The 21346-nt window shown below is 68.5% G+C and carries 21 protein-coding genes; 17 read left to right on the forward strand and 4 right to left on the reverse strand.

Translation table 11 applies throughout. The annotated features are described in order from the left end of the window. Positions 1–145: 145 nt before the first annotated feature. From ACFWZU_RS13030 to ACFWZU_RS13045, 4 genes are all read left to right on the forward strand, one after another. Complete coding sequence (locus tag ACFWZU_RS13030; RefSeq protein WP_439701975.1) at positions 146–2443, forward strand: FimV/HubP family polar landmark protein; 2298 nt, start codon at positions 146–148, stop codon at positions 2441–2443. Positions 2444–2601: 158 nt separating this feature from the next. After that, a complete protein-coding gene (gene truA, locus ACFWZU_RS13035) occupies positions 2602–3369 on the forward strand; it encodes a tRNA pseudouridine(38-40) synthase TruA (protein ID WP_439701976.1) in 768 nt (255 codons plus the stop codon). Continuing rightward, positions 3366–3995, forward strand: coding sequence for a phosphoribosylanthranilate isomerase (locus ACFWZU_RS13040; protein ID WP_439701977.1), 630 nt, complete (start codon positions 3366–3368; stop codon positions 3993–3995). The genes truA and ACFWZU_RS13040 overlap by 4 nt, the downstream gene beginning before the upstream one ends. Positions 3996–3997: 2 nt before the next feature. Beyond that, a complete protein-coding gene (locus tag ACFWZU_RS13045) occupies positions 3998–5005 on the forward strand; it encodes a cupin-like domain-containing protein (RefSeq protein ID WP_439701978.1) in 1008 nt (335 codons plus the stop codon). 58 nt (positions 5006–5063) lie between these two features. Here ACFWZU_RS13045 and ACFWZU_RS13050 read toward each other — a convergent pair whose 3' ends face one another. Then, on the reverse strand, positions 5064–5951 hold the full coding sequence (locus tag ACFWZU_RS13050; RefSeq protein ID WP_439701979.1) for a LysR family transcriptional regulator: 888 nt from the start codon (positions 5949–5951) through the stop codon (positions 5064–5066). Between the two features lie 114 nt (positions 5952–6065). Between ACFWZU_RS13050 and trpB the strand changes: the two genes are divergently transcribed. From trpB to ACFWZU_RS13115, 13 genes are all read left to right on the forward strand, one after another. Further along, positions 6066–7277, forward strand: coding sequence for a tryptophan synthase subunit beta (gene trpB / locus ACFWZU_RS13055; protein WP_439701980.1), 1212 nt, complete (start codon positions 6066–6068; stop codon positions 7275–7277). Next, positions 7274–8074 (forward strand): tryptophan synthase subunit alpha, encoded by an 801-nt coding sequence (trpA, locus tag ACFWZU_RS13060; RefSeq protein ID WP_439701981.1) that lies wholly within the window; start codon positions 7274–7276, stop codon positions 8072–8074. Before trpB ends, trpA begins: the two co-directional genes overlap by 4 nt. A 106-nt stretch (positions 8075–8180) precedes the next feature. Beyond that, the gene (accD, locus tag ACFWZU_RS13065; RefSeq protein WP_439701982.1) at positions 8181–9050 is read left to right on the forward strand and encodes an acetyl-CoA carboxylase, carboxyltransferase subunit beta; all 870 of its coding nucleotides are present in this window, start codon (positions 8181–8183) and stop codon (positions 9048–9050) included. Positions 9051–9407: 357 nt separating this feature from the next. Beyond that, positions 9408–9839, forward strand: coding sequence for a DUF4399 domain-containing protein (locus tag ACFWZU_RS13070; protein WP_439701983.1), 432 nt, complete (start codon positions 9408–9410; stop codon positions 9837–9839). A 19-nt stretch (positions 9840–9858) separates the two neighbouring features. Beyond that, positions 9859–10197 (forward strand): hypothetical protein, encoded by a 339-nt coding sequence (locus ACFWZU_RS13075; protein WP_439701984.1) that lies wholly within the window; start codon positions 9859–9861, stop codon positions 10195–10197. A 464-nt stretch (positions 10198–10661) separates the two neighbouring features. Further along, complete coding sequence (gene gltX / locus ACFWZU_RS13080) at positions 10662–12062, forward strand: glutamate--tRNA ligase (RefSeq protein WP_439701985.1); 1401 nt, start codon at positions 10662–10664, stop codon at positions 12060–12062. A gap of 18 nt (positions 12063–12080) precedes the next feature. Beyond that, positions 12081–12368, forward strand: coding sequence for a hypothetical protein (locus tag ACFWZU_RS13085; protein ID WP_439701986.1), 288 nt, complete (start codon positions 12081–12083; stop codon positions 12366–12368). A gap of 575 nt (positions 12369–12943) precedes the next feature. Beyond that, positions 12944–13411 carry a transcriptional repressor gene (locus ACFWZU_RS13090; RefSeq protein ID WP_439701987.1) on the forward strand — a complete coding sequence of 156 codons (468 nt, stop codon included), beginning with the start codon at positions 12944–12946 and terminating at the stop codon, positions 13409–13411. 294 nt (positions 13412–13705) lie between these two features. Beyond that, positions 13706–14128 (forward strand): MerC domain-containing protein, encoded by a 423-nt coding sequence (locus tag ACFWZU_RS13095; protein ID WP_439701988.1) that lies wholly within the window; start codon positions 13706–13708, stop codon positions 14126–14128. A 47-nt stretch (positions 14129–14175) separates the two neighbouring features. Then, entirely contained in the window at positions 14176–15168 is a 993-nt protein-coding gene (locus tag ACFWZU_RS13100; protein WP_439701989.1) for a cation diffusion facilitator family transporter, read from the forward strand. A gap of 112 nt (positions 15169–15280) precedes the next feature. Beyond that, positions 15281–15442 carry a 30S ribosomal protein THX gene (locus ACFWZU_RS13105; RefSeq protein ID WP_231325007.1) on the forward strand — a complete coding sequence of 54 codons (162 nt, stop codon included), beginning with the start codon at positions 15281–15283 and terminating at the stop codon, positions 15440–15442. A gap of 140 nt (positions 15443–15582) precedes the next feature. Then, positions 15583–16050, forward strand: a complete 468-nt coding sequence (locus tag ACFWZU_RS13110; protein ID WP_439701990.1) for a hemerythrin domain-containing protein — start codon at positions 15583–15585, stop codon at positions 16048–16050. 16 nt (positions 16051–16066) lie between these two features. Further along, positions 16067–16867 (forward strand): cysteine hydrolase family protein, encoded by an 801-nt coding sequence (locus ACFWZU_RS13115; protein WP_439701991.1) that lies wholly within the window; start codon positions 16067–16069, stop codon positions 16865–16867. A 161-nt stretch (positions 16868–17028) separates the two neighbouring features. On the opposite strand, the gene hutI is transcribed toward ACFWZU_RS13115, so the two are convergent. The 3 genes from hutI to ACFWZU_RS13130 all read right to left on the reverse strand — a co-directional run bounded on the left by hutI (position 17029) and on the right by ACFWZU_RS13130 (position 21315). Further along, positions 17029–18261 (reverse strand): imidazolonepropionase, encoded by a 1233-nt coding sequence (gene hutI / locus ACFWZU_RS13120; RefSeq protein ID WP_439701992.1) that lies wholly within the window; start codon positions 18259–18261, stop codon positions 17029–17031. After that, positions 18258–19685, reverse strand: a complete 1428-nt coding sequence (locus tag ACFWZU_RS13125; protein ID WP_439701993.1) for a chloride channel protein — start codon at positions 19683–19685, stop codon at positions 18258–18260. Before ACFWZU_RS13125 ends, hutI begins: the two co-directional genes overlap by 4 nt. 64 nt (positions 19686–19749) lie before the next feature. Continuing rightward, positions 19750–21315 carry a GNAT family N-acetyltransferase gene (locus ACFWZU_RS13130; protein ID WP_439701994.1) on the reverse strand — a complete coding sequence of 522 codons (1566 nt, stop codon included), beginning with the start codon at positions 21313–21315 and terminating at the stop codon, positions 19750–19752. Positions 21316–21346: the final 31 nt, after the last annotated feature.

Below are 21346 nucleotides of genomic sequence, written 5' to 3' on the forward strand. Positions count from 1 at the left end.
GAACACGCCGCAGCAATATGCGCTAAGCGGTCGCCGCAGCTATTGTTGATTGGCATTTATATAACTAAAGTGACGCGCGTTCCGGTGTCGCCGCAGCCCGCGGCGATGGCATGAAGCGTCTCGGGCGTTTGGGGGAATCGAAACGATGAATCGTTCGTTGAAACTGTCGATGCTGCTGGCGTTGGCCCTGGGCAGCACCCAGGCGGCGGCGCTCGAACTGGGCCAGATCCAGGTCAAGTCGGCCTTGGGCCAGCCGCTGCTCGCGGAGATTCCGCTGACGCCGGACAGCCCGGCCGAACTGCGCAACCTGACCGCCCGACTGGCTTCGCCCGAAGACTTCGCCCGCGCCGGCCTCTCCGGCAGCCGGCCCGACCTGCCGCTGCAGTTCAGCATCGTGGATGTGGGTGGCCGCAAGGTGATCCGCATCACCAGCGCGGTGGCCGTCAACGATCCCTACCTCGACCTGCTGGTGGAAGTGGACAACGCGTCCGGTCGCAGCCTGCGCGAGTTTCCGGTGCTGCTCGACCCGCCGGGCACCGCACCGATGGCGCCCAGCGTGCGGGCCCCGCGCAGCAACGCGCCCCGCGGCGCTGCGCGCCCGGCCGCGGCCGGTTCCACCGCTTCCCAGCCGGCCGCCGCCAGCGTGGCCGCCGGCGGCCAGTTGCAGGTCCAGCGCGGCCAGACGCTGTCGGGCATCGCCCGCCAGGTGGCGCCGGTGGGCGTGGATGCGAGCCAGATGATGCTGGCGCTCAAGCAGGCGAACCCGGATGCGTTCTACCAGGACAACATCAACGCGCTGAAGAGCGGCGCGGTGCTGCGCGTGCCGACCAGCCAGGAAGCGCAGGCCATGGACGTGGCCGCCGCGATGGCGGAGATCCGCCGCCAGAACGGCGACTGGCGCGCGCAGTCGGCCGGCTCGACCACGACCGTGGCCGATGCCGCCGCGCGTACGGAAGCGTCCCCTGCGCCGGCCAATGCGTCCGCCGACCGGCTGGCGCTGATACCGGCGAAGCAGGGCGGCAAGGGTGCCGGCGCCCAGGGCGGCAAGGGCGACGCGGCCCTGCGCCAGGACCTGATGCGCACCCAGGAGACCCTCACCACCCTGCAGCAGCAGAGCGCGGACCTGAAGTCGCGCCTGAAGGATCTGCAGGACATCAACGACAAGAACACCCGCCTGCTGGCGCTCAAGGACAACGAGATCGCCGAGCTGCAGCACAAGCTCGCCGAAGCGCGCAGGAAGGCCGGCCTGCCGGCCGTCGCGTCGACCGCGGCCACGCCGGCCGCCGCGCCGGTCGCCGAAACGACCACCAGGCCCGCCACTGCCGCCACTGCCGCCACGGCGATCACCACGCCGGCCAGGCCCGCAACCGCCGGTGCTGTCGCCACGACCGCCTCCGTGTCCCCCGCGCACAGCGCGGCAGTGGCGCCGGCGGTCAAGCCGGCAGCCAAGCCAGCCAGCAAACCGGTCAAGCCGCTGGCCCGCAAACCGGCCAGTCCGGCGTCTGCCGAAGCGCCGTGGTTCATGCAGCCGTGGGCCTGGGCTGCGGCTGGCGGTGCGGTGCTGCTGCTGATCCTGCTCGCCCTGTTGGGTCGTCGCCGCAAGCCGGCGGCTGCCCGCGCCGTGTCCACGGCCCCCTCGCTGGCCGATCGCTTCGGTGCGGTGCCGGATGCGTCCGCATCGACCAGCGCCGATCCGGACCAGGATGAACTGCTCGACCAGCTCGCCGAGCATCCGGATGACATCGGCCTGCATCTGGAATTGGTGAGCCTGTACTACTCCCGCCGCGACGTGGAGCACTTCGAGGCCGCGGCCGAGGCCATGCACGCCCATATCGTCGACCCGCAGCAGGACGAATGGCAGGACGTGCTCGCCATGGGCGAGGACCTGGTGCCCGGCCACCCGCTGTTTGCCGGCCAGGGGGCGCAGGACGCGTTCGACTCCCGCGAGGACGAGCGCCAGCACGCCGGCGATACGATGGAGTCGTTCGATCTCGACAGCTATGCCAGCGCCGAAGAAGACGATCTCCACGACGAGCCGATGGCTGACGAGCGGCCGAAGGTCAGCGAGTACCACTTCGATTTCGACCTCACCCCGCCGCGGCCGGCTCCTGCCGATACCCCTGTGGACACCCACGTCGGCGACGGCGACGAGGACCTGACGGTCATGCGCGACGTCGAGCCTGCGCGGGCAGAAGAGGCCACGCCGTCGACGTGGAACTTCGAAGAGCCGGTGAATGACACCACGGCTTCCGCGGCGGCCGCCGAAACGCAGGAGCTGGGCCAGTTCAGCGACGACCCGATCGACACCAAGCTCGACCTGGCACGTGCCTACATGGACATGGGTGACGCCGACGGCGCCCGCGCCATGCTCGAGGAAGTGATGAACGAGGGCACCCAGATGCAGAGGGACGCGGCGCAGCGCCTGCTCGATTCGCTGTCCTGAGGCCTCGTCGGTCGCACGCACGGAGGGCCGGCCACGCCGGCCCTTCGCATGTCTGGCCCGCGTAGACTGGGCTTCGGCCTCCGTTTTCCGCGCCCGGTCCGGTTGCAGTGGGCCGAAGCCCACCCTACGCTTTCCGGCTGTTCCGCAGGACCTCCCGCATGCGCATCGCCCTGGGCGTCGAATACGACGGCACCGATTTCCTCGGATGGCAGCGCCTCACCCACGGCGCCACCGTGCAGGGCGCGCTGGAGCAGGCGCTCTCGCGGGTGGCCGCACAGCCGGTCGCGGTGACCTGCGCCGGCCGCACCGACGCCGGCGTGCATGGACGCGGCCAGGTGGTGCACTTCGATACCGAGGTCGAGCGCGACATGCGCGGCTGGGTGCTGGGAGCCTGTTCGAACCTGCCCGCCAGCGTGGCGGTGCTGTGGGCGCAGCCCGTGCCCGAGACCTTCCACGCCCGCTTCGCCGCGCGCAGCCGGCGCTACCGCTACAGCATCCTCAATCGCCCGGTGCGCGCCGCGCTGGACGCCCGCTACGTCACCTGGGAGCGGTTGCCGCTGGATGCCGTGGCGATGCACGACGCCGGACAGGCACTGCTCGGCGAACACGACTTCTCCGCCTTTCGCGCGGTGTCCTGCCAGGCCACGCATGCGCGACGCTGCGTGCTGGCCCTGGACGTGCGGCGCGAGGGCGAGCAGGTGATCGTCCAGATCGAGGCCAACGCCTTCCTGCACCACATGGTGCGCAACATCGTCGGCTCGCTGTTGATGGTGGGGCGTGGGCAGCGGCCGGTGGCGTGGCCGGCCGAGCTGCTGGCCGGGAGGAACCGCGAAGTCGCCGGCCCGACCGCGCCAGCCTCCGGGCTGACCTTCCTGGGCCCGCGCTACGAGGCGCACTGGGGTTTGCCGGCGCAGGTGAGCGCATGATCCGTATCAAGTGCTGCGGCATGACCCGCGCCGAGGATGCCGTGCTGGCAGCCCGACTGGGGGCGGATGCGATCGGGCTGATCTTCACCGCGCGCAGCCGTCGGCGCGTGAATATCGGCCAGGCTCGCGCGATCGCCCGCGCGCTGCCACCGATGGTCACCACCGTCGCCTTGTTCATGGACGAGGATGCGGCCTTCGTGGACGAGGTGGTCGCCGCGGTGCAACCGGCGCTGCTGCAGTTCCACGGCGCCGAGCGCGACGCCTGGTGCGCGCAGTTCGGGCGGCCCTACCTGAAGGCCATCGCGATGGGCGAGGGCAGCGATGCGCTGCCACGCCTGCGCGCGTACCCGGGCGCTGCGGGGCTGGTGCTTGACGGACACGGCCTGGGCGAGGCGGGCGGCAGCGGCAAGGCGTTCGACTGGTCGCTGATGCCGCGCGACCTGGGGCAGCCGTTGATCTTGGCCGGCGGCCTGCATCCCGGCAACGTCGCCGACGCCATCCGCGTCGCACGACCGTGGGGGGTGGATGTGTCCAGCGGCATCGAATCGGAGCCCGGCATCAAGGACCCGGCGCGACTGGCCGAATTCATCGCGGCGGCGCGTGCGGCAGACGCGGATCGATCGTGAGCATGGCCGCGCCGCAAGCCATCGAGCAAACCGGCGCCGGCGCGGCGCTGGACCGTGCGGCCCTGATGTCCCGCGGCCGACCCCTGGTGATCCGTGGCCTCGTTCGCGACTGGCCCCTGGTCAGGCTCGCCGGGACGTCGGACACCGCCTTTGCCGAACGGCTGGCGGCCCTGGACAGCGGCCAGCCGGTCGATACGTTGCTGATGCCGCCGGAAGCCGAGGGTCTGGTCGGCTACAACGCGGCGCTCGACGGCTTCAACTACGAGCACTACCGCATCCCGCTGACCCTGGGCCTGCAGCGGCTGGCCAGCTACAGCCGGGTCGACCGCCCGCCGGGCCTGGCGATCCAGAGTGCGCCGATCGCCACCTGCGCGCCCGGATTCCTGGAGCACCACGCGCTGCCGCTTCTGGAAGGGCAGGTGCAGCCGAGACTGTGGATCGGCAACCGGGTCACCACGCCCACGCACTTCGACTCGCAGCACAACATCGCCTGCGTGGTGTGTGGCCGGCGACGCTTCACGCTTTTCCCGCCCGAGCAGCTGCCCAACCTGTACATCGGTCCCCTCGACTTCGCACCCACCAGCGCGATGATCGGCATGGCGCGCCCGGACCGGCCGGACGATCCGCGCTTCCCGCGCCTGAAGCAGGCACTCGCCGCCGCCCAGGTCGCCGAGCTCGGCCCGGGCGATGCCATCTACATGCCGCCGTTGTGGTGGCACCACGTCGAGTCGCTGGAGCGGCTCAACGCGCTGGTCAACTACTGGTGGCTTTCGGTGGATGAGCAGGGCTACACCACCGGCCATGCGCTCTCGGCACTGTTCCACGGCATCCTCGCCTACCGTGGCCTGCCGCCGGCCGAGCGGGCCGGATGGAAGCGGCTGCTGGAACACTACGCATTCGGTGACGGCGATCCGCTGGAGCACATCCCGCAGGAGCGCCGCGGCGTCTCAGGCACGCGCACGCCGCAGGTGCTTGAACGGCTCAGGGAACTGGCGAAACGGCATCTGTGAGGGCGGGCGCTCGTCCTTTTTCAAGGTGGCGACGGCCGTCCCTGCCGGGGGAGAAGGCTCAGGGGCGTTCGGCCAGTTCGACGCGCGCCCACGTGGCCAGCGCATCCAGGCGGGCTTCGGCCGCGTGCGCGGTCGCGAGGATCCAGCGACCGCCGGTCTCGCGGAAGCCCCAGGGCGCCAGCAACCGGCCGCTGGCCAGGTCGTCGGCCACCAGCGGTTGTGGCGCGATCGCCACGCCCAGTCCCGCGGCGGCGGCTTCCAGCAGGAAATAGAGGTGCGGCAGCGCCTGGGCCTGCCGCATGGATTCCGGCGCCAGCCCCATCGCGCGTGCCCAGTCGGGCCAGGCCTGCGGGCGCGAAGCGGTGTACAGCAGCGGCTCGTCGCACAGGGCGGAGGCGGGCAGTGCGCGCAGGCGCTCGAAATCCGGATGGCGCGGGCTGAGCACGGGACCGATGCGCTCGGGCGCCAGGTCGTACACCTGCCAGGCGGCAGGCCAGGGTGGGGCCTGCAGCAACAGGCCGACGTCCACGCCAGCCAGGTTGGCCGGTTCCTCCTGCGCGGCCAGGTGCAAGGTCAGCGCGGGCAGTTCGTGCCGCAGGCGCTCCAGCCGGGGGATCACCCAGCGGGCCAGCACGCTGCCCGAACAACCCAGCACCAGGGGTGCGCCCGCCTGCTCGCGTCGCAAGCGGGCCCAACTCTCGCGCAGCTGGCCGAACGCGGCGTGGCAGCTTTCCTGCAGCGTCCGTCCGGCCGTGGTGACCTGGATGCCGCGGCCCTGGCGCAGGAACAGCGGCTGACCGAGTGCTTCTTCCAGGGAGCGGACCTGCCGGCTCACAGCGCCGTGGGTAACGTTCAGCTCCTGCGCCGCCAGGCTCATGCTGCCCAGCCGAGCGGCTGCCTCGAAGGCGCGCAGGGCATGCAGCGAGGGCAGGTCGCGTTCGGACATGGTGTGAGTCTAACTCACACGAGGCCTCGAATTTTTCGCTTTTTCACAAGGATGGCCGGCATTAAGGTGTGAGGCTTCCTGCGGCGAGACTGCCGCTACCGATGGAGTCGCACCATGCCTGCCACCCAGGATTTCCACCGCTGGCCGGACGAACACGGCCGCTTCGGCGCGTATGGCGGCAGCTATGTCGCCGAGACCCTGATGGCGCCGTTGGCGGAACTGACCGAGGCGTACCAGCGGCTGCGCCAAGACCCGGATTTCCTCGCCGAGCTGGACCGCGATCTGAAGTACTACGTCGGCCGGCCCAGCCCGATCTACCATGCCGAGCGGCTCTCGCAACACGTCGGCGGCGCGCGGATCCTGCTCAAGCGTGAGGACCTGAACCATACCGGCGCGCACAAGATCAACAACACTATCGGCCAGGCGCTGGTGGCGCGGCGCATGGGCAAGCAGCGCGTGATCGCCGAGACCGGCGCCGGCCAGCATGGCGTCGCCAGCGCCACCGTGGCCGCCCGCTTCGGCATGAAGTGCGTGGTCTACATGGGCGCGGTGGACATCGAGCGGCAGAAGATCAACGTCTACCGCATGAAGCTGCTGGGCGCGGAGGTGGTGCCAGTCACCTCTGGCTCGAAGACGCTCAAGGACGCGCTCAACGAAGCCATGCGCGACTGGGTCACCAACGTGGCCGACACCTTCTACATCATCGGCACAGTGGCCGGCCCGCACCCGTACCCGCAGATGGTGCGCGATTTCAATGCGATCGTCGGCCGGGAAGCACGCGAGCAGATGCTCGAAGGCTACGGCCGGTTGCCGGACGCGATCACCGCCTGCGTCGGCGGCGGCTCCAACGCGATCGGCCTGTTCCATGCCTTTCTCAATGACGCGGACGTGCGCATCGTCGGCGCCGAAGCGGCGGGCGAGGGCATCGCCACCGGCCATCACGCGGCCTCGCTGGCGGCGGGACGCCCCGGCGTGCTGCACGGCAACCGCACCTACGTGCTGTGCGACGACAACGGCCAGATCACCGAAACGCATTCGGTATCCGCGGGCCTGGACTACCCGGGCGTGGGCCCCGAGCACGCCTTCCTCAAGGATGCCGGGCGCGCTGAATACGTCGGCGTCACCGACGACGAGGCGCTGGAAGCGTTCCACCTGCTCGCGCGTACCGAGGGCATCCTCGCCGCGCTCGAATCCAGCCACGCCGTGGCGCAGGCGATGAAGCTGGCGCGCGAATATCCCAGGGACGCGCTGGTGCTGTGCAACCTTTCCGGCCGCGGCGACAAGGACGTGCATACCATCGCCGCCCGCGAAGGGGTGCAGGTATGAGCCGCATCGACCGCCGCTTCGCGGCGCTCGGGGCCGCCCGCCGCACCGGGCTGATCCCGTTCGTCACCGCAGGCGATCCGGCGCCGGACCATGCGGTGGCGCTGATGCATGCGCTGGTCGCCGCGGGCGCGGACCTGGTCGAGCTGGGCGTGCCGTTTTCCGATCCGATGGCGGACGGCCCGGTGATCCAGCACGCCAGCGAGCGTGCCATCGCCCGGGGCGTGGGCCTTGGTGACGTGCTGCGCTGGGTCGGCGAGTTCCGCCAGCGCGACGCCGACACGCCGGTCGTGCTGATGGGTTATCTCAACCCGATCGAAATGCACGGCTATGCGCGCTTTGCGCAGGACGCCGTGCAGGCGGGCGTGGACGGCGTGCTGGTGGTGGACTGTCCGCTGGAGGAATCGTCCGTACTGGAGCCGCTGCGCGCCGCGGGCCTGCAGCAGATCCTGCTGGCGGCGCCCACGACCGCACCCGCGCGTATGGTTCAGTTGTGCGAGGGCGCACGGGGCTTCCTGTACTATGTGTCGTTCGCCGGCATCACTGGCGCGGCACGGCTGAGCACGGCGGACATCGCCGCACGGGTGGCCGAAGTGCGCGCCCGGTCGAAGGCACCGGTGGCGGTCGGCTTCGGCGTCCGCGATGCGGCGAGCGCGAAAGCGATCGCCGGATTCGCCGACGCCGTGGTCATCGGCAGTGCGCTGGTCGAGCGCCTGGCCGGCGCCACGGAAGCGGACGAGATAGCCACGCGGGCGCGCGAATTTCTCGCACCCATCCGCGCGGCCCTGGACGCGCCGTAACCTGCACCTTCTTCCCTCCGGGGGAGGGCTGGGGTGAGGAGCCAGGGCTCGCGATCAGGTACAGATCTGGCCGCCACAAGCGGCACGTAGCTCCAACGAGGTCACCATGAACTGGCTCCAGAAAATCATGACCCCGCGTGCACGCACGCACAGCGCTCCGGCCAACAAGGGCAAGGTCCCCGAGGGCGTGTGGGACAAGTGCGGCGGCTGCGGCACGGTGCTGTACCGGCCGGAGCTGGAACGCAACCTGATGGTCTGCCCCAAGTGCGGCCATCATCACCCGATCGGCGCGCGCGAGCGGCTGCTCGCGCTGTTCGACGAAGGTTCGACGCAGGAACTGTGGGCTAGCCTGGAGCCGACCGATCCGCTCAAGTTCCGCGATTCGAAGAAGTACCGCGACCGCATCGTCGCCTCGCAGAAGTCCACCGGCGAGAAGGACGCCCTGCTCACCATGAGCGGCCGCCTCAAGGGCCGTCCGCTGGTCGCCGCGGCGTTCGAGTTCTCCTACATGGGCGGCTCGATGGGTTCGGTGGTGGGCGAGAAGTTCACCCGTGCGGCGGAAAAGGCCCTGGCCGAGAAGAGCGCGCTGGTGTGCTTCTCCGCCACCGGCGGCGCGCGCATGCAGGAAGCGCTGTTCTCGCTGATGCAGATGGCCAAGACCTCCGCTGCGTTGGCACGCATGCGCGATGCCGGCGTGCCCTACATCAGCGTGATGACCAATCCGACGACCGGTGGCGTGTCGGCCAGTCTGGCGATGCTGGGCGACATCAACATCGGCGAGCCGAAGGCACTAATCGGTTTCGCCGGCCCGCGCGTGATCGAGCAAACCGTGCGCGAGACGTTGCCGGAAGGTTTCCAGCGCTCGGAGTTCCTGCTCGAGCACGGCGCGATCGATCTCATCGTCGACCGACGCGAGATGCGCGACAAGCTCGCGGAGCTGTTCGGGCTGTTGATGAACGCGCCGCGCGCCGCCTGACCTAACGCCGCCGAATGTTCCGATGCCGCCGCAAGGCGGCATCGTCGTTTGCGCGATGAGTGTTTTCCACAGCCGATGTGGATGCACTTCGGAAAACCCTGTGGACAAACCGCAGAGGCGGCTTTGCCGTCAGTGACTTGGCACACACTGGTCAGTTTTTACGCAGCGGCAACCTCTTCTTCGCAGGTTTTCCACAAAGCTTGTGGAGCCGGCTGGGGTAAGCCTGTGGATAGGTGGCGTATCTGCTTGATGGGCAAGCACACTGCGACGCGTTGCGCAGGAAGTGACCAGCTGCCTGCATGACGCGCGCAAGTGCTGCCGGCATACTGGCCTGCCATGCCCGAGGAGATCCCACGCATGAAACGGATGCTGTTCGCCGCCGCGCTCGCCACTGCCTGCGCCACCTGTTTCGCACAGACGCCCACGCTTCCGACGACCAAGGCACCGGCTGGCGCCGAGGCCTACATCATCTCGCCCGTGGATGGTGCCACCGTGGGCCGCGAGGTCACGGTGCGCTTCGGTCTCAAGGGCATGGGCGTGGCGCCGGCCGGCGTGAGCAAGGAACACACCGGGCATCACCACCTGCTGGTCGACGCGACCGACCTGCCGCTTGCCGGCCAGCCGATCCCCAACGACGAGCACCACATGCACTTCGGTGGAGGGCAGACCCAGACCACGCTGAAGCTCGCTCCCGGCACGCACACGCTGCAGCTGGAACTGGGCGACGCCAACCACGTGCCGTTCGATCCGCCGGTCGTGTCCAAAAGGATTACCATCCACGTGAAGTGAGTGCACTGCGGAGGTCCGCGTGAAATCGTGGCTGCTCGTCACCGCGTTGGTACTGCCGCTCCCTGCCGCCGCGACCTTGGCGATGGAGCCGCGGCAGGCGACCCCGATGCAGGACACCTTCGCACCGCCGGGAGCGCCCGATGCGGGCCGGGATCAGATAAGCCCGCACCGACCGCTGTTCATCGTGAAGTACGTGCTGCGACGCGCTTCGACAGAGCCCACGCCGCCGATCACGGTGGACGAGGCACCCCACATCCTGCCGCCCACCGCCGGCGACTATCCCGGCGGAGCGCTGGGTGCCTCGCAACGCGACCCCAACAAGATCATCTGCCACTCGTGGGGTTGCGAGGAGCCATAGCGGCGGTCGGCGCGGAACGACCGCGCGCCGTCCCCCGCTTCAAGGCTGGCGAGCAGCTTCCAACTGATGCGGCCCTCCGAGGCCGGCGCGAGTTTAGGCCCAGGCTGGTGTCGCCACGTCCCGGATACAGCGCGTTGTCGCCGCGGTTGTACGGGGAGGCGCCTACCTGTCGTTCGAGGGGGCCGCGAGGCCCAGTCGCGGCAAGGCGTCGGCGCTTGGTATTGCGCAGAGCCGGTCGCGTCGTCCGGACCGGTCGGGGAGGCCTTGTTCCCATGTGGGCTGGCCGACAGCCGGCTCGGATAGGGTGACGCCGATGCCTTGGCGATCGTAGCCCTGGGTTCCGCGTGCGCGGCGCAGGTGGCGATGAGGCAGCCGGTCGCCAGCACCCACAGACCTGCAGGGCATCGGTCCGCGCGCGGGTATCGGCTAAAATCCTTCGTTTGGCCTCGCATGCGCAGAATTCCATGACCGTTCGCACTCGTTTCGCTCCCAGCCCCACCGGTTTTCTCCATATCGGCGGCGCACGCACTGCACTCTACTGTTGGCTGGAAGCGCGCCGTCGCGGCGGGGAATTCTTGTTGCGCATCGAGGACACCGACCGCGAGCGCTCCACCGACGAAGCGGTGCAGGCCATCCTTGATGCGATGGCCTGGCTCGAGCTTTCCGCCGACCAGCCTGCGATCTACCAGACCCATCGCCTGAATCGCTACAAGGAAGTCGCCGACCGCCTGCTGGCCGAGGGCAAGGCGTACTACGCCTACGAGAGCAAGGAAGAGATCGAGGCCATGCGCGAGGCAGCGATGGCCAAGGGCGAGAAGCCCCGTTACAACGGCTACTATCGCGACCGCAACGAGCCGTACCGCGAGGACCCCAACCGCGTCATCCGGTTCAGGAACCCGACGGAGGGTTCGGTGGTGTTCGAGGACAAGGTCAAGGGTCGCGTCGAGTGGGCCAACGCCGAACTGGACGACCTGGTGATCTTCCGCTCGGACGGCTGGCCGACCTACAACTTCGCCGTGGTGGTCGATGACATCGACATGGGCATCACCGAGGTGATCCGCGGCGATGACCACGTCAACAACACGCCGCGACAGATCAACATCTACCAGGCGCTCGGCGCGCCGGAGCCGGAGTTCGCGCACCTGCCGATGATCCTGGACAAGGAAGGCAAGAAGCTCTCCAAACGCACCAACTCGGTCAGCGTGATGGAATACCGCGACGCCGGCTTCCTGCCGCACGCGATCCTCAACTACCTGGTGAGGCTGGGCTGGTCGCACGGCGACCAGGAGATCTTCTCGCGCGAGGAGATGATCCGCCTGTTCGACATTTCCGACGTCAACAAGGCGGCCTCGCGCTTCGACACCGAGAAGCTTGCCTGGCTCAACCAGCACTACCTCAAGACCGACGATCCGCAGGCGCTCGCGCCCGAGTTCGAGTGGCACCTGGGGCGCGCCGGCGTGGACACGTCAAAGGGTCCGGCGCCGGCGGACGTGATCGTGGCCCTGCGTGACCGCGTGCACACGCTCAAGGAAATGGCCGAGCGCGCGAAGATCTGGTATGCGCCGATCGCCGAGTGGGACGACAAGGCCGTCGCCAAGCATCTGAAGAACGACAGCGCCGTCGCGGTACTCGGTCAGGCCAAGGCCCTGCTTGCCGATGTCGAATGGAAGCCCGAGCCGATCCACCAGGCGATCGAGCAGATTGCCGCCAGGCTCCAACTGGGCATGGGCAAGATTGCCCAGCCGCTGCGCGTGGCGATGACCGGTACCCAGGTGTCGCCCTCGATCGACCACACCATTTACCTGGCCGGCCGCGCCGAGGCGCTCAGGCGCATCGACGACGCGATTGCGCGCGCGCAGGGCTGATCCCAGGGGCGCCGCGGCATGGACGAGCTCCTTGCCCGCGCCACGCAGGGCGTCGATCCCGACGCCCCCGATGCGTTCGTTCGCATCTTCCTGAACCTGATGGCGCTGGTCCCGTGGTCCGCGCTCATCTGGTGGAACCTCGCTTTCCTGGCCATCGGCGCACTGCTGGGCTGGTGGCGCGGCCGCACCGCCGAGGGCATCGCCTGGGCGTTCGTACTGGGCCCGATCGGCTGGCTGGTCATCCTGCGCAAACCGCGACGCACGATGCCGCCGCCTTTGCCGACAGGCCGCCCGCGGGGCCGTTAGCGCTGGGGAGCCGCGAGGAAGCCTCGCTCAACTGCAGGACCGGGCGCACCGCCATCTGCACCACCTGCAGGCATCAAGTCCGCCAGGATCGGCGGCGGCGCCAAGGTCCGCCTCATGGCCTGCGCACGACCCACGTCGCCCAGACCACCCGCGGCACGCGCTGTTCGAGGTGCTTCGCGAAACAGTAGCCGCCGCTATGCGCACGCCGGCATTTCCCGTTGCGCGGAACAACTTGACGGGCTGCGACGGGCGTCCTGTTGAATGCGTCGCAGGATCGAATCGAGGCGAACTACCTGCAGGTCAGCCTGTTGGCCGATCTGCGACGGGCGTGATTGGCTAGGACAGCGACTTGCTGATGCAACAGAGCCGTGGCGCCCTGACGTTGCGCACCCGTCTTCCGGTTGGGGAGCTGCAATCTCCGCCTGACGACGTGCTCCGGCAGATGAACCCCATGCCCCTTTCATGGACAGCCAGAGCAGGCGCCGCAGCACACCCTGGTCAGATAAGGCCCTGCGGCCGCCAACCTGGCCGGCGGGCAAGCGGTATCATCGCGGCAGCAACCGGACGGGCCCAACGTGTCAGCCAAGCTCCACACCCATCACGTCGACGATGCCGAGAGTTTCGTCGCGGCAGTCGAACAGGCCAGCGAGAAGCGCGGCCTGCGGCTCACGCCTTTGCGCAGGGAAGTGCTGGAACTGGTCGCCGCGGCGGGCAAGCCGGTGAAGGCCTACGACCTCCTGGACCAGTTGCGCGAACGCCACGGAAATGCGGCTCCGCCGACCGTGTATCGCGCCCTCGACTTCCTTCTCGAGCAGCACTTCATCCACAAGCTCGAGTCGATCAACGCCTATGTCTCCTGCCACCACCCGGCCGAGGCACACCAGGTGCCTTTCCTGATCTGCGACAACTGCGCCAGTGCGCAGGAGGTCTGCGATGCAAGGGTCGCCGAACTGATCGAGGCGCAGGCACAGGCTTTCGGTTTCCGGCCGCAGGCCCAGACACTGGAAGTCCATGGTCTGTGCAAGGAATGCCGCAAGGGCTGATGCCTTGCCTCGGCTTGCGGTCCGCGGAGCCGCCGGCGGAGGGACGTTTCGGGAGCCCCAAAAAAAGGTGCGGGGCGCGATACATCCCGTATCGCGCCCCGCTTTTCTCCGGTGTTGGCGGGGAGGGAACATTGCCGCACCGGAAAACCGCGAAGCCGGACCGAACGTCCGTATGGTCGGCATTCAGCCATTCTAGAACGTGGTGATGACAGCTTGGTTGACGTTCGTTGCAGCAGCGTGGGTCCGCGTGTGTTATAAAGTAACATCCATACCGGATCCCGACCGTAGCCAACGATGGCCCGACCGCTGACATCACGCGCATGGCAGATAGCCGACCGGTTCGGTGCGCTCGCATCATTCCTGTGCGCGATCCACTGCGCGGCGCTGCCGTTCGTGCTCGCCGTGCTGCCGTTGGTGGGGCTGGAGTTCCTGGCGGATCATCGATTCGAGCGCGCGTTCGTCGTCTTTGCCTGCGCGCTGGCCTTGGTGACCCTGGTCAAGGGCTACCGCAGGCATCGCCGGCCGGGGTCGCTGCTGCTGGCATTTCCCGGCCTGTCGCTGCTGCTGCTGGGCGTGACCGTGGCCGAGCGGTATCCGATCGCGCTGCACAGCGTGCTGGTCACCTGCGGCGGCTTGCTCCTGGCGAGCGCGCACTTCGTCAACCTGCGCCTCGATCATCGCCAGGTGCATGTGCACGATGCCGGCTGCGCGCATTGAATGCGCGGTGATTGTGTAACGCGCGGGGGCGTTCCTACGATGGCTCGATGAGCAAGTCGCACGATCACACGCACCACCATCACCACGGCCACGGCCACGGCCACGGCCACGGCCACGAGCACGACGGCGACCACGACGGCGACCATCGCCACGATCCTTCGGACGTGCGCGGACGCAAGCTGCTGGCCGCTTTCCTGCTGACTTTGCTGATGCTGCTGGCCGAGGCCGTCGGCGGCCTGTGGTCCGGATCGCTCGCGTTGCTCGCGGACGCGGGGCACATGATGGTCGACGCGCTGGCGCTCGCGCTTGCCTTCATCGGTGCGCGGCTGGCGCTGCGCCCGGCCGACGCCCGCCGCAGCTACGGCTATGGGCGCCTGGAGGTGCTGGCCGGTTTCGTCAATGCGCTCACCCAGTTCGTGCTGGTGGGTTTCATCGCCTACGAGGCGGTCACGCGCCTGCTGCATCCAGGGGCGATCCTTTCGGGCGTCATGCTGGCGGTAGCGATAATGGGCCTGCTGGTCAACCTGCTGGTACTGCGCGTGCTGCACGGGCACGCCCACGACGATGTCAACATGGCCGGCGCCACCCTGCACGTACTGGGCGATCTGCTCGGTTCGCTTGGCGCCGTGCTGGCTGCGCTGGCCGTACGGTTCATGGACTGGAACTGGGCCGATCCGGTACTTTCGCTGCTGGTCTCGCTGCTGATCCTGGGCGGGGCATGGCGCCTGCTGCGCAAGTCGGCGCATATCCTGCTGGAGGGAGTGCCCGAAGACCTGGACGTCGGTGAGGTGGAGCAGGCGCTGCGCCAGGCCGATGCCTCCATACGCGACATCCATCACCTGCACGTCTGGCAGCTCGCCTCCGGCTCACGCATGGCGACGCTGCACGCGCAGGTGGAGGAGGGCGAGGGCGCCGGCGCGGTGGCGGCCATCCATCGCCTGTTGCGCGAGCAGTTCGGCATCCTGCACGTGACCGTCCAGGTGGACGCCGGTCCATGCACGGACCATGCGCGCGACTGCCTCGGGCACGGCCACCGTTGAGCGTGCAGCGGGTCCCCGAGCCGCTGTAGTGTCCCCGTCGTGGCGCTCTTGCGCTTTGCCTCTTCGCTGCTACGATGGCTGGCCGTTCACGCATACGAATCAAGGAGTTCCCATGGGTAAGGGCGATCGCAAGACCCGTCGTGGCAAGACCTACCGCGGCAGCTACGGCAACACCCGCGCGCACGACGCCCAGCCGGCCGTGGTCGGCGCCAAGGCCACCGTGACCAAGCCGGCCGCCGCCAAGAAGGCCGCGCCGAAGAAGAAGTCCGCCTGAGCTTTCCGCTCGACGGATCGAAGGAGCCCCGCCTTGCGCGGGGCTTTTTTTTGGCGTTCCGCAGCGATTAACCGGGGAAGACACGCGCTTCACCGCGTACATGGAAACGTGCCGCTGGCAGGGGTTGCAGCGGAGCCGGCATGAACGCAATCGAGCTTTTGACCCAGGACCACAAGAACATGAGGGCGTTGCTGGAGGAACTGGCCGGCACCACCACGCGCGGCGTTAAGAAGCGCAAGGAACTGGTGGAGAAGATCGAGACCAGCCTGCGCGCCCACAACACCATCGAGGAAGAAATCTTCTACCCGGCGTTCAAGAACGCCGGCGACGGCAAGGATGACGCCAAGATGTACTTCGAGGCGCTCGAAGAACACCGCGCCGCCGGCGACCTGGTGCTGCCGGACCTGCTCAAGACCGAGGTCGACAGCGAGAAGTTCTCCGGACGCGCCAAAGTGCTCAAGGAGCTTTTCGAGCACCACGCCGACGAGGAGGAGAAGGAGATGTTCAAGCGTGCCAAGGCGCTGATGAGCAAGAAGACGCTGGAAGAGCTCGGCGAGCAGATGGCGCAGCGCAAGGTGGAACTGAAGAAGCGCCAGGAAGCGGCCTGAGGTGGCATCCGACACCATGGCAAATACTGGCCAGCGCGGACACGAGGCATCGTTCGAGCCCCGGCACAGCGCCTTGCTGATCATCGACATGCTCAACGACCTCGAGTTCGAGGGCGGCGAGGCGTTGCTGGAGCAGGCCATGCCGGTGGCCACCGCGATCGGGCACCTGCGCGATTGGTACCACGCGCGCGGCCTGCCGGTGATCTACGCCAACGACAACTTCGGGCGCTGGCATGCCGATCTGGCCAAGGTCATCGAACATTGCCGGCGGGTCGGTTCCCGCGGCGCCCAGCTCAGCGACGGCTTGCTGCCCGGCGTGGAGGACTATTTCGTCCTCAAGCCGCGCCACTCGGCGTTCTACCAGACGCCGTTGAGCACGCTGCTGGAGAAGCTCGGGATCAGGGCGCTGGCGCTGGTCGGCATCGCCGGGGACGACTGCGTCCTGCGCACCGCGATGGACGCGCAGATGCGGCAGTTTCCGTTGTGGGTGCCTGCCGATGGCATCGCCTCGCAGACCACCCTGCGCAACCAGCGCGCACTGGCGTGCATGCAGGAGGTGGCCAAGGCCGACATCACCCGCATCGACGCACGCCTGCCGGAATGGGACAACACTCAGCGGAGCCAGAAAATGAGCAGCCACGACCGCAAAGATTCGCAGCACCCCGATTGCAACAAGCCCTCGCGCCCGGAAACCGAGAACGAGCGGCAAGGCCGCAAGGCGCACGAGAGCGACCTCACCGACGAAGCGGTCGAGGAAACCTTCCCGGCCAGCGATCCGGTGTCGCCGTTCATCCCGGCCAAGACGCCGGAGGATTGATCTCCAGCTCGTGGGAAGGCCTGGAGCAGCGGTATGGGATGGTTTTCGCAAGGCTTCCCCCTTCCGCCCTTCGGGCACCTTCCCCGGCAAGCGGAGGAAGGACTCGTGCCGGAGCTTCCATCGCCACGGCCTTCCTCGTGGGCCGCAGGAACGCGCGTCGGTCAGGCTCGCGGCAAGGGTTTTCCCCCCACCCAAACCGAACGCTGCAGATCACCGCCGATCCAGTAGCAGAGCTCGGCAGGCAACCGTGCGTTCCACACCACCAGATCCGCGCGCTGGCCGACCGCAAGCGTGCCACGGTCCGTCAGTCCGAGGGCACGGGCCGCGTTCAGGGTGATCCCGCGCAAGGCTTCTTCGGGCGTCAGCCGGAACAGCGTGCATGCCATGTTCGCCGCCAGTCGCAGCGAAAGCAGCGGGGAGGTGCCCGGATTGCAGTCGGTGGCGATCGCCATCGGCACGCCGTGCGCGCGCAGGACATCGATCGGCGGGAGACGGGTTTCGCGCAACGCGTAGAAAGCGCCGGGCAGCAGCACCGCCACGGTGCCCGCGGCGGCCATGGCGCGGATGCCGGATTCGCTCAGGTGCTCCAGATGATCGGCGGACAATCCCCGGTATTCGGCCACGAGCGCGGCACCATCGAGATCGGAGAGCTGCTCGGCATGAAGCTTCACCGGCAGGCCGAGCGCGCGGGCGCGCTCGAACACGCGCGCAGTCTCCTCGCGGCTGAAGCCGATGCCTTCGCAGAACGCGTCCACCGCGTCGACCAGGCCCTCGCCGGCCAGTGCCGGCAGCATCACGTCGCATACCAGCGCCACGTAATCGGCACGCTGCCCGCGGTATTCCGGCGGCAGGGCATGCAGGCCCAGGAAGCTGGTGCGCACGCCGATGCCGAGCGCCTCCCCCATGCGCCGTGCCACCCGCAGCATGCGGCGCTCGGTGTCGAGGTCGAGCCCGTAGCCCGATTTGACCTCCAGCGTGGTCACGCCGTCGCAAAGCAGCGCGCGCGCGCGCGGGAGGCTTTGGCGAAACAGCTCGTCCTCGTCCGCCGCGCGGGTGGCGCCGACGGTCGAGGCGATGCCGCCCCCGGCACGCGCGATCTCCTCGTAGCTCGCGCCATTCAGGCGCATGTCGAACTCGTGTGCGCGATCGCCGCCGAATACCAGATGCGTGTGGCAGTCGATCAGGCCGGGTGTTACCAGGGCGCCGTCGAGATCTTCCACGGTGCCGGCCAGTGCATCCGCCGCGCCGGGCAGGTCCGCCATCGCGCCGACCCAGGCGATGGCCCCGTCCCTGATCGCCAGCGCGCCGCGCTCGACCGTCCCGAACGGCCGCTCGCCCGCGAAGGTAGCCAGCGTGGCGTCGATCAACAGGTGGTCCCAGCGCGGCGCGGTCATGGTTTTTCCTGTGGAGCGGGGGTATCGGCCGGCGCTGCCGGTTCGTCGAAGGCGCTGCTCCGCCCGATGTGTTCGACCGGTTCGGGAGGCAGGTGGCGTACGGCCTGCTGCCGCTCGAACTCCTGCACCAGCCGTTCGGCGAAGTCCTTGTAGACCGGCGTGGGGCTGAGCAACGACGAGGCGGCGCGGGCCAGCAGACAGGCGGCCATGACCGGAATCACCATGGCCTGGTTGTCGGTCAGTTCCATCGCGATGACCGCGGAGGTGAGCGGCGCGCCGGTGACGCCCGAGAGGTAGGCGCTCATGCCCAGCAGCACCACCGCCGCGGCCGGCACACCGGGCAGGAACTGGGCGATGTTCTGTCCCAGGCCCGCGCCGACCGCCAGCGCGGGCGAGAAAATGCCGCCCGGGATGCCTGCCCAATACGAGACGACGTTGGCACCCAGCTTGGCCAGGCCGAAACTCTGCCCCGGCGTCACCGCCGCCTGCTGCACGATGGCGCGTGCCTGGTCATAGCCGGTGCCGTACACCGAGCCGTGGGACAGCACGCCCAGCACCGCCAGCGCCAGCCCGCAGCCGGTGGCGAAGGCGACCGGCCAGCGCGCGCGCAGCGCACCGATGCGCGCCAGCGGCCCGCGCCTGCTGAGCAGGATCAACCGCGCGAACAGCCCCCCGAGCAGCCCGCAGACGATTCCGCACAGGAGCACTGCCAGCCATGCGTGGCCCAGCGGCAGGCTGGCCTCGACTTCGCCGAAGTATGCGTAGTTGCCCATGATCCCCAGCGAGACCACGCCACCGACGATCACCGCCGTGAGCAGAAGTCCGCTGAAGCGGTGCTCGAACGTGCCGGCCAGCTCCTCGATGGCGAACACGACGCCCGCCAGCGGGGTGTTGAACGCCGCCGCGATGCCCGCCGCGCCCCCAGCCAGGATGAAACGGGAGGCGGCCTTCGGATCATTGAAGCCGAACCGCCGGGCGAAGGTGTAGAACAGGCCCGCGCCCACGTGCACGGTCGGTCCCTCGCGCCCGATCGAGGCACCCACGGCCAGTGCGATCAGCGTGAGCAGCATCTTGCCGACCGCGATCGGCAACGAGAGCATGTTCTTGCGAAAGGTCTCGTCTTCGACGTGCAGTGTCGCGATCGCCTGCGGGATGCCGCTGCCGCGGGTGGCACGGAAGCGTCCCGCGGTGACCCACGAGAGCAGCCCGAACACCACGGGCGTCAGGATCAGCGGTATCCATATCCCGTACGCCAGGATGCTCAGGAACAACTCGTAGGCCCAGGTGCTTGCCTTGGCGAACAGGATCGCCGCCAGCGCCACCAGCACCGCGCCGCTCCATAATGCGATGCGCCGCTTCCATTGGTGCGGGGCGAAGAATTCGTGGCCGAGCAGGGCCTGCAGGCGGGGGTTCGAGGCGGGCATCGCAGCATTATCGTAGGAGTGGACGCGGCGCGCGACCGGGGTGCCGTCGCGCGCAGGTCGCGCCCTACAGCGGCTGCGGCCGCCAGCGCATTTCGTACAGGTCGAAGCGACGGTCCTTCAGGTTGGTCACCGCGCCGGCGTTGCGTGCGCGGGCAAGGCTTTCCAGGCGCAGATCGGCGAACAGCACGGTCTCGATGTTCGGCGTGGAATCGGCGGCCACGCCGTCGCGCGCGAAGGGGAAGTCGCTGGGCGTGAGGATGCAGCTCTGCCCGTACTGGATGTCGAAATTGTTCACGCCAGGCAGGTTGCCGACGTTGCCCGAGAGCACCACGTAGCACTGGTTCTCGATCGCCCGTGCCTGCGAGCAGTAGCGCACGCGCAGGTAGCCCTCGCGCACGTCGGTGCAGAAGGGCACGAACAGGATCAATGCGCCCTGGTCGACCAGGTGGCGGGCGACTTCCGGAAACTCGGAGTCGTAGCAGATCATCACGCCAATCGGCCCGCAGTCGGTCTGGATGGTGGCCGCGCTCTCGCCGCCGGTGATGTTCCAGACGTTGCGCTCGCTCGGCGTCGGATGCAGTTTCTCGCGCTCGTGCAGCGAGCCGTCGCGCAGGCACACGTAGCAGACGTTGTGGATATCGCCGTTGGGCTGCTCGGTCGGATGCGAGCCGGCGATGATGTTGATGTTGTAGCGCACCGCCAGGCGGCTGAAGAGCTCCTTTACCTGCGGCGTGTACTGGCTGAGCTTGCGGATCGCCGCGACGGCGGACAGTTCCTCGTTCTCGATCGAGAGCAGCTGCAGCGTGATCAGCTCGGGGAAGGTGACGAAATCGGCGTTGTAATCGGCCGCGATGTCGGTGAAGTACTCCACCTGCGTGGCGAACTCCTCGAACGAGTGGATGCGCCGCTGGAAGTACTGCACCGAGGCCACGCGCACCAGGTCCGGCAAGTGCTTGGGCGAGGGGATCGACGGGATGTCCGGGTGATCGAGCAGGCTCGGGTTGCGCCAGGCCAGGTGGGCTGCCCAGCCGAGCGATTCATGGTCCGACGGTACGTAGCCGCGCAGCAGTCCGATCACCTCGAAGCCGTTGGCGAGCTGGAAGCTCAGGGTGGCATCGCGCCGTTCGCCCGAGACCACCGCCTGCACGTAGGCCTCGGCGCTGCCGTAGCGGCCGATGTTCTTCGCCAGCCCGGGAATGCGCCCGCCGAACACGATGCCGCGCAGTTTCAGGTCCGTGCACAGCCGCTTGCGCGCGTGATAGAGCCGCTGGCCGATGCGCATGCCGCGGTAGTCCGGGTGCACGACCACTTCCATGCCGTACAGCCAGTCGCCGTCGGCCTTGTGCCGCGAGCCCATGCCGCCCCCGGTGATCTGCGCCCAGGTGTGCGGCTTGAGCGCGGTGGCCTCGTCGATGCGGAAGGTCGCGCAATAGCCGACGACCTTGCCGGCGTATTCGACGACGAACTGGCCCTCCGGGAAATGCGTCTGCTGGGAACGGAGCATCTCGGCCGAATGGCCCCATTCGGGCGAGTAGACGCGGCCGGTGAGATCGACCAGCGCGGGCACGTCTTCAGGGCGGGCCTGGCGCAGCAGCAGCTTGGCGGTTTGCTCGGGCGTCTTCTTGGGCATGCGGCGAGTATCCGAAACGGTGTGTGGTGGA

Source organism: Frateuria sp. GZRR33, assembly GCF_051900425.1.
Classification (GTDB): Bacteria; Pseudomonadota; Gammaproteobacteria; order Xanthomonadales; family Rhodanobacteraceae; genus Frateuria_A.